Source organism: Bremerella cremea (genome assembly GCF_039541315.1).
GTDB classification, from domain to species: domain Bacteria; phylum Planctomycetota; class Planctomycetia; order Pirellulales; family Pirellulaceae; genus Bremerella; species Bremerella cremea.
The window spans coordinates 465751-477324 of sequence record NZ_BAABFZ010000003.1; the positions used below are offsets into that span (position 1 = coordinate 465751).

The 11574-nt window shown below is 57.9% G+C and carries 9 protein-coding genes; 4 read left to right on the forward strand and 5 right to left on the reverse strand.

Going from position 1 to position 11574, the window contains the following annotated elements; genetic code table 11:
• Positions 1 to 13: 13 nt before the first annotated feature.
• Complete coding sequence (locus tag ABD890_RS04085) at positions 14 to 1057, reverse strand: glycosyltransferase family 9 protein (RefSeq protein WP_345086146.1); 1044 nt, start codon at positions 1055 to 1057, stop codon at positions 14 to 16.
• A gap of 114 nt (positions 1058 to 1171) precedes the next feature.
• Positions 1172 to 2398, reverse strand: coding sequence for a PDZ domain-containing protein (locus tag ABD890_RS04090; RefSeq protein ID WP_345086148.1), 1227 nt, complete (start codon positions 2396 to 2398; stop codon positions 1172 to 1174).
• A gap of 121 nt (positions 2399 to 2519) precedes the next feature.
• On the opposite strand from ABD890_RS04090, the gene ABD890_RS04095 reads away from it, so the two are divergent.
• Both ABD890_RS04095 and ABD890_RS04100 read left to right on the forward strand, forming a co-directional pair.
• The gene (locus ABD890_RS04095) at positions 2520 to 3389 is read left to right on the forward strand and encodes a class I SAM-dependent methyltransferase (RefSeq protein WP_345086150.1); all 870 of its coding nucleotides are present in this window, start codon (positions 2520 to 2522) and stop codon (positions 3387 to 3389) included.
• A gap of 6 nt (positions 3390 to 3395) precedes the next feature.
• Positions 3396 to 4196 (forward strand): TrmH family RNA methyltransferase, encoded by an 801-nt coding sequence (locus ABD890_RS04100; RefSeq protein ID WP_345086152.1) that lies wholly within the window; start codon positions 3396 to 3398, stop codon positions 4194 to 4196.
• 4 nt (positions 4197 to 4200) lie between these two features.
• Here ABD890_RS04100 and folD read toward each other — a convergent pair whose 3' ends face one another.
• A complete protein-coding gene (folD, locus tag ABD890_RS04105) occupies positions 4201 to 5082 on the reverse strand; it encodes a bifunctional methylenetetrahydrofolate dehydrogenase/methenyltetrahydrofolate cyclohydrolase FolD (protein WP_345086154.1) in 882 nt (293 codons plus the stop codon).
• 352 nt (positions 5083 to 5434) lie between these two features.
• On the opposite strand from folD, the gene ABD890_RS04110 reads away from it, so the two are divergent.
• Positions 5435 to 7147 (forward strand): NADPH-dependent assimilatory sulfite reductase hemoprotein subunit, encoded by a 1713-nt coding sequence (locus ABD890_RS04110; RefSeq protein WP_345086156.1) that lies wholly within the window; start codon positions 5435 to 5437, stop codon positions 7145 to 7147.
• A 95-nt stretch (positions 7148 to 7242) separates the two neighbouring features.
• Here ABD890_RS04110 and ABD890_RS04115 read toward each other — a convergent pair whose 3' ends face one another.
• Together ABD890_RS04115 and tatC are read right to left on the reverse strand one after the other, a co-directional pair.
• Positions 7243 to 8898: a formylmethanofuran dehydrogenase subunit A gene (locus ABD890_RS04115; RefSeq protein WP_345086158.1), complete on the reverse strand. Its 1656-nt coding sequence runs from the start codon at positions 8896 to 8898 to the stop codon at positions 7243 to 7245.
• Between the two features lie 117 nt (positions 8899 to 9015).
• A complete protein-coding gene (gene tatC, locus ABD890_RS04120) occupies positions 9016 to 10179 on the reverse strand; it encodes a twin-arginine translocase subunit TatC (RefSeq protein WP_345086160.1) in 1164 nt (387 codons plus the stop codon).
• Between the two features lie 422 nt (positions 10180 to 10601).
• On the opposite strand from tatC, the gene ABD890_RS04125 reads away from it, so the two are divergent.
• Positions 10602 to 11573, forward strand: a complete 972-nt coding sequence (locus ABD890_RS04125; protein WP_345086161.1) for a type I phosphomannose isomerase catalytic subunit — start codon at positions 10602 to 10604, stop codon at positions 11571 to 11573.
• The last annotated feature ends 1 nt before the right edge of the window (position 11574 follow it).

Here is an 11574-nt window from a genome sequence, read left to right on the forward strand (position 1 = left end):
AAAATAGTCCAGATTATGCAGCTTTAGAATGCCGCATGTTGAGCAGGATGTCTACCTGGGCCAGGACATCTTCGGTCTGAATCGCCTGCATTGCTTCGTTACCCGCCTTCCGGCGTTTACGGCACGAGAGCGGATCGTAGACATTTTGGACGGTCCGATGAATCCCTTGGCTGGGACTATAGTACTCCGCCTTCGTCACCCCGAACAAGGAAATCGTCGGGGTATCCAGGGCCACTCCGAAATGCAAAGGCCCCGTATCGCCGCTGATCAGCAGGCGAGCGTGGCGAATCGTTTCTTTCATCTCGGCGATCGACAGTTTGGGAAGCACCGACACCGAACCAGGGGCCACCGAGTTCGCTGCCTGAGCGGCCTGGTGTGCGTAGTCATGCTCGGTTTCGCTACCCCACAGCAAGACGCTGCGCAGTTCGTCCCGCATGAACAGATCGGCCGCGACTTCGCCGAAGCGTTCTGGAATCCAGGTTTTGGAATACCATCCGGCCCCTACGTTTAACACGGCATACCGTCCCGAGGCAATCGCCGGCACCCGCTGAGCGATCGCCTGATGGGCGACGGCGTCGTAGGGCATCTGGAATTCAAGCTGCGGATTCTCGATCCCTAGCGGCTTGAGCAGTTCCAGGTAGCGATGGGCGACGTAGGTCGACTTGGGGGTAATATGAATCCCGGCCAACGTGGGTGCCAGTTCACGTGCTTCGCCCCGCGCGAACGATATCTGATGCTTGCGTCCCGAAAGCCAGCCGGCGGCGGCGCTCTTCGTCAGGCCTTGCGCATCGAGAACGATCTCGAACTTGTGCCGTGACAAAGCGCGTCGCAGTCGGCGAATCTCGCCTGGCTTGGTGAGCCAGCCCTTTTCGACCGTGAACAGAAAGTTGAGATCGTTCCGATCGGCCAGCACCTTCGAGGCAGCCGGTTCGGCGACCCAGCCAATCTGGGCGGAAGGGTAAGCACGTCGCAGCGCGCATAGCAACGGCAACGTCAGTACGGTATCTCCCAGAGCACTGAGACGAGTGATGAGGATGCGAGGGGCAGGTGATAGCATAGGGCCGACAACTCCTTTTGTCGTGTGCCATTCTGGTGGCACCGAGGCGGGGCGTATCGTAGAAAGAAACGCCCCCGCAGGGCAAGACCAGCCACCGCCAGATTATGCCAGCTGCTAATATTCGGGCCGGAGTGGCCATTTACCAAGCGTAACGTCCAGCTTTTTCGTTTCCGAACCGCGGACGGCTATCATTTCAACTCGGTCGCCGACCTTCTTATCCTTGAGCAATTGAATCAGGTGCGTGAAGCTGTCGACCTTTTCGCCGTCGACTTCCACCATCGTGTCACCACCCCGAAGACCGGCTTTGTAAGCACCGCTATCTTGGTTGACGTTCTGGATCACGCAGGGACCATTGCCCCCGGAACTTGAACCATGCACACCGAGAAAACCACCGCTGCGGATTTTGAAATTGTCGACCTGACGCGTGATGTCAGGCACGACTCGCATGATCCGTTCCTGCTCGGCTTCGTTCAGGAAGAGTTCTTTCCCATCGACCACCATCCCGAACAGTTCAGCTCGCTGCAGGTTGATCATCTTCGAGAACAACGGAGCCAGCGAACCCTTGATGTCCAAGTAATACAGCCGGAAGCCGATCATGCGTGGCAGCAGTGGATCGAGCTCGCGCAGCATTTCCAAATCGACCGGGCCATCTTTGATGGTCATCAGCCGGACGTTAGGCATTTTGGCAATGTGAGCAAACCAATCGGCCGTGACTTTGTCGTTGGAAATCTGCACGTCGCCGATGAAGTTGAGATGCTGCAGGTAATAAAGATCGTCAACCGTTCCCTGGTAACTGTCGTCGATCACAATCCCTGGCTCTTGCAGGCTGGCCTGGAAGCCTTGCGGCTGGCTATAAGTCGAGAACTTCACGCCCAGCCCGCTTAAGATTCGGATGGCACGTTCTCGCTGAACCGGCTGAATCTTCTTCAACACATCGGTAGCATAGGCCGAAACACGGTCGTGCTGTGTGGCCGCGATCAACGCCAGCTTGGCGGTCGCGGCTCGTTCGGTCGCGATATCGTCGCCGATGGCGAAGGCCCGCAAGACATGGATACAACGAAAGGCTTTCTCGAGACTGCCCGTTCGGACCGCATCGGTCAGCGGCTCGATGGCGGTATCTTTCGCTTCGATGAGCTTCTGAGTGGCGTTTTCGCGAAGCAGGAACTTGTCGCTGTCGAGCTGGTCGATCCAAGCCTGAATTTCGGCCGCAGTCGGTGGTGTCGTCGGGGCGGCAGCGTCGGTCGCCGGTTGGTCTCCGTCGGCAGCTTGGACCGAGGGCACCAAGAGGAACAGCCCCCAAGCCAGGCAAACGAGAAGTGGAAGGATTCGGCGAACAGTCACGAGCGATCTCGAATTGGGGGTCGACGACAGAGGAGCCATGTTCTGTTATTGTGGGAAGATATTAGGAACTATTCCAGGGCAAAACCAAATTCTCTCCCTCGCCTCGTGGCTAACCACTCTTATGCACGACGCCGATCTGGCTCCCTTTCAATATAGCTTGCTCGACTTCGGAGCTGGTCGAAAGTTAGAGCAATTCGGCTCGGTCGTTCTCGATCGCTATTCCCCTTCGGCCGAAGGGTTTCGCGCAGCTTCTCCCCAAATCTGGTCCCAGGCAGCCGCTCGTTATGTGCGGCGGACCGAAACCCAGGGAGACTGGCACGACGCCGACCAGTTGCCGGAAGATTGGCAAGTGGCCGCTGGGCAGCTACGGTTTCGTCTCAAGACAACGCAGTTTGGTCACTTAGGGCTTTTCCCCGAGCAGTTCGCCAACTGGCAATGGCTGCGTAAAACCTGCAGCGAGAGCCCTCAGCCGCTCAAGATATTAAATCTGTTCGCCTACACCGGTGGCTCGTCGCTGGCATGTGCGTTGGGTGGGGCCGAAGTGGCCCACGTCGATGCCGCCGCCAACGTGGTAAAGTGGGCTCGCCGCAATGCCGAGCTTTCAGGCCTGGCCGAGGCCCCCATTCGCTGGATCGCGGAAGATGCCCGGAAGTTCGTCAAACGCGAAGTCAAACGGGGCAATACCTACGATGGCGTGATCCTCGACCCGCCCACCTATGGCCATGGCTCGAAGGGGGAAGTCTGGCGGATCGATAAGCACCTGCCACTGCTGATGGGTTATCTGAACGAACTTCTGGCCAACAGTCCGAAAATCGTTCTGCTAACTTGCCATTCGCCAGGCTACGAAGCGGACACGTTGCATCAGATGGTGGACGATGCGTTTCCGTCGGTGGCCCCGCGTCAAATTAAATCGGGACCGCTGACCATCACCGACCAGAAAGGCCGCAAGCTTCCCAGCGGCTATTTCGCCAGCTACCAACGTGGAGCCTAGGCGGTTATGGCCGAAATCATTCGCTCGCTACAAAACGCTCAGATCAAAGCCGCGGTCAAACTTCGTGACCGCCGCGGTCGCAGTCAGCAAGGTCGCACCATCGTCGACGGCCTGCGCGAGATTCGCCGAGCCTTGTTGATGGGCTTTCCGGTCGAAACGATCTACGTCCTTCCCGATGCCTTTTCCGGCCCGGAAGCGGAGTCGTTCGACGAAGTCCTGCAGCAGCACCCGGACCTCAACATCCAGCATGTCACGCGCGATGTGATGGCCAAGCTTGCCTTTGGCGAACGAGTTGAAGGGGCCGTGGCCATCGTGCCGATTCCGTCGAACTCGCTTCAGCAAGTCACCTTGCCGGAAGCACCGCTGATCGTGGTGATCGAGCAAGTCGAAAAGCCGGGCAACGTCGGCGCTATTTTGCGAACGATGGACGCCGTCGGTGCGGACTTGTTGATCTCGGCCGATGGTCGCACCGATCTGTTCAATCCCAACGCGATTCGAGCCAGCCTCGGGACGATCTTCTCGACCCCGATCGTCGATGCCACGTCAGAAGAAACCATTGCCTGGCTGAAGGACAACGCGATCGATACCTTCGCGGCCCGCGTCGACGGTTCGGTAGCCTATACCTCGGTCGATATGCGGAGAGCGACCGCCTTGGTCCTGGGGAGCGAAGCGCACGGCCTCAGTCAGAAATGGCACCAAGACCATGTGCAGAACATTCATCTGCCGATGAACGGGATCGCCGACAGCTTGAACGTTTCGACCACCGCCGCAGTACTGTTGTACGAAGCACTGCGGCAGCGGACTTAAGCGACTAGCTGGCCTGAATCTGGGCTGCCTTCAGGGTGTTTTCCAGCAGCATCGTGACCGTCAGTCGGCCAACGCCACCCGGGACCGGCGTGACAGCTCCGGCAACTTCCAACAGCGCGTCGTAATCGACGTCGCCGCAAAGACCATCGTCGGTTCGATTGATGCCGACGTCGACGACAATCGCCCCTGGTTTGACCATATCGGCGGTGACAAACTTCGGCACGCCGATGGCGGCGACCAAAATGTCGGCCTGTTGGGTCAACTCTTTCAGATTGGGCGTACGGCTGTGGGCCACGGTCACGGTCGCATTGGCGTAGTCGGCACCGCAGGTTTCACTCGAACGCTGCATCAGCATCAGGGCCAATGGCTTGCCAACGATATCGCTACGACCAAGAATAACCACGTTCTTTCCGGCCGTCGGCAGATCGAAGTGCTTCAGAATCTGCACGACTCCATGCGGAGTGCAGGGGAGGAAGTTCGGGCGTCCCTGGGAAAGCAGACCGACGTTGCTGGGATGGAAGCAGTCGACATCCTTTCGGGGATCGATGGCATCCAAGACTTCGGACGCGTCGAGATGCTTGGGCAAGGGAAGCTGAACCAGAATGCCACTGACCGTGTCGTCCTGATTGAGCTGAGCCACCAGCTCCAGTAGTTCGGCCTGGGTGATCTCGGCAGGCTTACGAAACAACTGGCTGGTCATTCCAACCTTTTGACAGGCCCGTTCCTTGTTGCGAACGTAGACCTGGCTGGCCGGATCCTCACCCACCAATACCGCTGCCAAACAAGGCGTTTTGCCCGTTTCCTGCTGGAAGCTGGCCACGCGCGAGGCAATATCGTCTTGCAGGGCGGCAGATACCGTTTTTCCATCCAGAATCGTCGCAGTCACAGGGCACTCCCCATTCGGGTGTCGTTGGGCATGAGAGGAATGTGGGCCATTTTATCGAGCGATCCGCTCTGGGAACCACCCACCATCAAATTCTTCCGTCCCCCAGATTCGCCTTTTACCTGCCAATCGACCGCCGACGACCCGCCTCGGAAAGAATTCCGTCTGGTAAAACCACACGAGATTGACGCATTACGAAGAATTGTCCGAATGTGTATATTAAGCGCCAGTATCCCCGTAAAACGGCCAGGATTGCCGGTTTCGGGGGCCAATTTGCGTGCAAATGAATAATTTCGCGCAGGTGTTATCGTCAGAACCTCCCCATTTTTCTATTTCCCCAAAATAGCTTTGCTCCATGGCATCCTCTGATAACAAGCTGAGCCCGGTTGAGGGCATCAAAGACGAAAGCAATTACCTGCGCGGCAACCTTGCCACTGAAATGGTCGATGGAACGGACCACTTCAGCAAGGAAAGCATCCAGCTGATTAAACATTTCGGCATGTATCAGCAGGACGACCGCGACGCTCGCGCTGCCAGCCGCGCTGCCGGCGGTTCGGGCAAAGAATACATCATGATGATCCGCACTCGCCTGCCGGCCGGTCTGTTGACCAGCAAGCAGCTGCTGGAAGAGCTGGATCTGTGCGACGACATCGGCAACGGCACGCTCCGCATCACCAGTCGTCAGGCCACGCAGTTCCACGGCGTTCAGAAGAGCGACGTCCGCCAGCTGATGCAGCGGATGAAGGACGTTGGCCTCACCACGCTGGGTGCCTGCGGCGACGTCAATCGTAACGTCATGTGCTGCCCGGCTCCTTTCAAGAACAACGCACTGCACGACGAAATCCAGAAGGTTTCGTTCCAGATCGCCGATCACTTCGCACCACGTACCGGTGCCTATCGCGAGATCTTCCTGCAAGATCCTGAAACGGGCGAGAAGGTCCAGGTCGACGAGAACGGCCAAGAGATCATCGAGCCAATCTACGGCAAGCATTACTTGCCCCGTAAGTTCAAGATGGGCATTTGCCTGCCGGAAGACAACTGCATCGACGTCTACACCCAGGACCTGGGCATGATCGCCATCCACGAGGAAGGCAAGATCATCGGCTACAACATCCTGGTCGGTGGCGGCATGGGTCGGACGCCAAGTGCTGACAAGACTTACCCAGCCTTGGGCTTGAAGCTGACCTTCGTTGCACCCGAAGACCTAATCGGCGTTTGCGAAGCAGTCGTCAAGGTTCAGCGCGACTACGGCAACCGTGAAGACCGTAAGGTGGCTCGTCTGAAGTACACCGTCCGCAACATGGGCCTGCCAGAGTTCAAGAAGAAGGTCGAAGAATACTTCGGTCGTGCTCTTCCGGAACCACACGCTGCCGACGTCACCGAGTTCGACGACCACAAAGGCTGGTCGGCTCAAGGCGATGGCAACTGGTTCTATGGTTTGAATGTCGAAAACGGTCGTATCGCCGACCTGGAAGGCTGGACCTTGAAGAGTGCCATCCGCGAGATCTGCGCGACGCTGGAACCAGGCATTCACTTCACCAGCCACCAGGACATCATCTTCAGCGGCATCGCCGAAGCCGATAAGCCCAAGCTGGAAGCGATTTTGAAGAAGCACGGCATCGCCCTGACTTCCGAAATCAGCAACACCCTTCGCTGGTCGATGGCGTGTGTCGCCTGGCCGACTTGCGGTCTGTCGATCACCGAAAGCGAACGTGCATTGCCAGGCATGGTCGACGATCTGGAAAAGGAAGTCGCCAAGCTCGGTCTGGAGGACGAAAAGTTCACCATGCGTATGACCGGCTGCCCGAACGGTTGTGCTCGTCCTTATAACAGCGACATCGGCCTGGTCGGTCGTGCCAAGGAAAAGTACACGATGTTCCTCGGTGGTCGCCGCCTCGGCAATCGCTTGAGCTACATCTACAAAGACATGGTCCCTGCCGACGAAGTCGTGCCGGAACTGGTCAAGGTGATGACGGTCTTCAAAGAACAGCGTCAGGAAGGGGAAACCCTCGGCGACTTCTGCGATCGCATCGGCCAAGAGAAACTGCTCGAAGCAACCGGCGGCTAATTCCCCACAGGAATTTGAGATCCAATCAAGACGGCACGCGGGTTCATCCCGCGTGCCGTTTTTTGTTCTTGCCAAGGCTTAGTGATGCCTGCCGGCTAACTCGTCGCGACCGTTTCGACTTCGCCCAGATGTTGCCGATCGATCGCGAAGTTGCGGAAGCGAATCGTGTGGGCGTCGTCGAACCACTTCTGAATCACCGGCAACTGTCCGTCGTCCAGGCTTGGATTGACCGTGAACAGTTTGCCGAAGACCTCGCCCCCTAGCTCACCATCTTCGACAATCACGCGGCCAGCCTGAACGACATACCGCGGCCGCTGGAACATCTCGGTCCGGTTCGGACTTGGCGTATAAATCGTGACGTCGGCATCGGCGCCGTTCCCCAGATGCCCTTTGTGCTTCAGTCCCAGCATCTTGGCGGGTGCTGCCCGGGTAATGATCGCGATCTCGTTCATCGAATACTCTCGGTCGAGATCGCCCAGAATGGTTCGGTCCCCGAGCGTCTTGTGCATCCGGGCAATCGCTTCGCGGCGGAAGGCACTGTCCATCAGCAAATGAATCACTTCCGGGTAACGGAAGATCGCGCCGCCGTTGGGATGATCGCTACTCATGGCGACCCGCCACGGATCTTCCATCAGCAAATACCACTCGAGTGCGGCCGCCCACTGGATGGCATGCACCAGCACTTTCTGCGGCTGGAACTCCATCGGAATCACGCCGCAGCTTGCTTCCAGTTCGCTGTCGGCGGCATACCAGCGATTGCCAGTGAGCTTCGAGAGAAAGTAGCCAAACGGAGCATCACCGGTAATGCCCAACGTCTTACCAGGATTCACGTGACCTACGTCGATCGTAATGTTCGAGTTCGCGTTGACATACTCTGCCAAGCGAGGCACCGCCGAACGGAAGCTGGCCGGGTCGTTTTCGTCGCCGGCATAACTGTGGAACTGCGTATGGGCAAAGTGGCCTCGATGTCCTTCGAGTGCCTGCATGGTGTGCAACGTTGTCTCGCTGTTGCCAGGCACACCGAGATTATTGCAATGAATGTGGACCGAGTGTGGCAACTTCAATCGATCGACCGAAGCCGCCAGGTTCCGCACGATCGATCGTGGAGAGACCCCAAAGCCAGGGACCGGTTCTTCCAACTGCTGTACCGTTTTGCGGCTGACCTGTTTCCAGTTTTCAACACCGCCGGGGTTCACCACCTTCACCCCGTAAGCACTCGTTGAACCAAGCGACCACGCCAGGTAGGCATCCAGACAGTCGTGACGTTCTTCTCGGATCCGATCCATCACGAACTGGTTGTTGCCGAACAGCAGGTAAAACCCTTTGTCCAGCAGCGGTGTGTCCAGCAGATCTTCGTGCGCGTGCCGAGCATGCAAACCAGGAATGGCGGCATCCATCGCGGTTGTATAGCCCAGCCCGGCAAACATGTAGCCAGTGCCGACACAACTGGGCAGCAGCCCGCCGGTAGCACTTCGGCGACCTTCAGCGCGGGGGATTCCTTCGTCGCGGCGATACTCCGGCGTCATCTGCCGGCCGATGTTGACCTTGGGTCCGGCAATGTGGCAGTGCATATCGACACCACCTGGCATGATTACATAGCCGCGGCAATCGATGCGTCTGGCGATGACCGGATTGTCTTCGGTAGGCGGCGGTACCACCTTGCCGTTCTCGATCCAAAGCGTGCGAACTTCGCCATCGATTCCATTTTGGGGATCGTGAACGGTTCCGTTTTCGAGGACGAGATATCCCAAGGTTCAATCCTTCGATGCAGAGCAACCCAAGCAAAACAGGCATCGTCGCGGAAGACGATGCCTGTCATTTTAGTCCAGTTTCCGACTCTGCCCCAGAAGGCAGGCCCGATTTGCCATTTAGGCTCGAGCGGCCGGGAACGGTGTCCGTGTCGAGGGGAACCACTTACAAAGGGCGATGCCCAGGAAGTAGAGCAGCGTCAGCGGAACCGCCAACAGCAACATACTGATCGGGTCGGATGGCGTGAGCAGCATCGACAGCACGAAGATCACCAGAATCGAAACACGCCAGTTCGAGGTGTAGGCTTCGATACTGAACAGCCCGATTCGGTTGAGCAGCAACATCACCAGCGGCAACTGGAAGCTGATCCCGAAGCCCAGCGGCAGCATGATCACAAAGCCCATCCATTCGCTAATACGAGGACGCGGATCGATGCCGGTTCGCAGGTTAAACCCGAACAGGAAGTCGAGCACCGGCTCGAATGCCAGGAAGTAGGCCACGGCCGCACCACCAAAGAACAGCGTCAAGCTGAACGGCATGAAGATCCAGACGTACTTCTTCTCGTGCGGATAAAGACCGGCGGCGACGAACTGCCAGAGATGCCAGAAGATTCCCGGGCTGGCCAGAATAAAGCCGAACACGATGCCCGCCTTCAGCCAGATCATGAACACTTCTTCGACCCGCAGGGCTTCCGTCGAAGGCTGAATCTGTTGCCAGGTTCGCATCCGGACCGGATCTTCGGTCGGCAAGACGCCGGCATTTTTGAGTTCAGTCAGCATCTTTTCGCGTTCTGTCTCAGCCTCGCCATCTTCGGCAGTGTCGGCTTCAGCGGCGTCTTCTTTTTCTGCGTCTTCTTTCGCGTCAGGTTCGTTCTCTTCGGCCGGTTTGGCTTCGTCCGCTTGCGGCTCTTCTGGCTTGGCTTCCGGCGCGCCTTCCACGCCAGCAAGGCGACGGATTTCGGCCGGTTCGATCCACATGTCGACCGCCACCCAGGCCTTGGTACGCATCAAACTGTCGACTTCGCGAATCTGGGCCTCGGTCAGCTTGATCCCCAGGTTCTCTTCCAACTGGATGATCGACTTGTCTTGGTAATAGCGAATCAGCGCACTTTGAATCGGCTTCTCGATGAATTTCACAACGTCGTTGCCGAAATAAAGGCCGACCGCAACGCCAACTGCCAGCCAGATCACCGCCCGGAACAAGCAGGTACGCAGTTCCTCGAGGTGATCGCCGAAGGACATCGAGCTGCCTTCGAAGAAGTCATCGTTGATCTTGCTGTTCATTCCCAGAACCTCGGTACAGGAAGCGCATCGTCAGGGGATTGCAGGAGCATGTAAGAGTCGCGGCAAGCTTATTCCTGAACGGATCTGGGTGACCGACGATCATCATCCGAGGATGCCGACCGCTTCACTCGCATCGAAGCGAATAGGTTGTCTTGCCATGTCAGTGGATTCTTGCCGGCACCCCGAAAGAGCACTTCGCGCGACAGCAGTGGGGCGTAGATAAAGGCCGGTCTGCCACCTGACATGCGATTTATACTACCAACGCCGACTCAAAAATTCAATGCGGAGGGGCTCGACAGGGTGGTTTTCGCCCGGAACGCGACCGATTGAATCGTCTAGATGGTTGCTTCTTCTGGCCAAAGGTTCAAAACTGGTAAGGTCCATTTGCATAATCGCTACGACCGGAAGCAAGGAAACGCACCGTGCCATTGAACTACCCGCTGATCTTCAAGCCGACCTTCCGCGACTATATCTGGGGCGGCCGCCGCCTGGGAACGGTGTTGGGGAAGCCAATCCCTGAAACAGGTGACTTCGCCGAGAGCTGGGAAGTGGTCGACCATGGCGAAGATCAAAGCGTGGTGGCCAACGGCCCCCTGGCCGGCAAGACGCTCGGCGAACTGGTCGCGGAATTCCCAACCGATCTCTTCGGCAACAAGTCGGCCGGAAAAACCTTTCCACTGCTGTTCAAGTTTCTGGACGCAAATCGCGACCTTTCGATCCAGGTTCATCCCGACGATGCCCAAGGGGCGAAGCTCGATCCGCCAGATCTCGGCAAGACCGAGGCCTGGTACATTCTCGACGCCGAGCCCGGCTCGAAGGTTTATGTCGGCTTGAAAGAAGGGGTCACCCGAGAACAGCTCGCCCAAGCGGTCGAGGCGAATACGGTCGTCGACACGATGCACGTGATCGAGCCGCAGGTCGGCGATTGCCTTTTCATTCCCGCGAAGACCACACATGCCCTTGGCAAAGGCTTGCTGGTTGCTGAGATCCAGCAGGCCAGCAACACCACCTTCCGCTTGTTCGACTGGAACCGCGCTGGGGCGGATGGCAAGCCGCGGGCACTCCACATCACCGAATCGCTCGAGACCATCGACTTCGACCGAGGCCCTGTCGAACCGCAAGAGCCGCAGCCGACGTCCGATGCCGACATCAACCGCCTGGTCACGTGCGACAAGTTCATCCTCGATCGCTGGCAGTTCGAGGGGCGCAAGTCGATCGGCGGCAACCAAGGCTTTCACATCGTCGCCGTGCTGGAAGGAAAGATTCGCACCTCGCACGCCCAGTTGGATCAAGCCCTGGGGAAGGGTTCGACGTTCTTGATCCCAGCCGCGTGCGGATCGGTACAACTGAACGCGATCGAACCCACGACCTTGCTCGACATGTACTTGCCGTAGT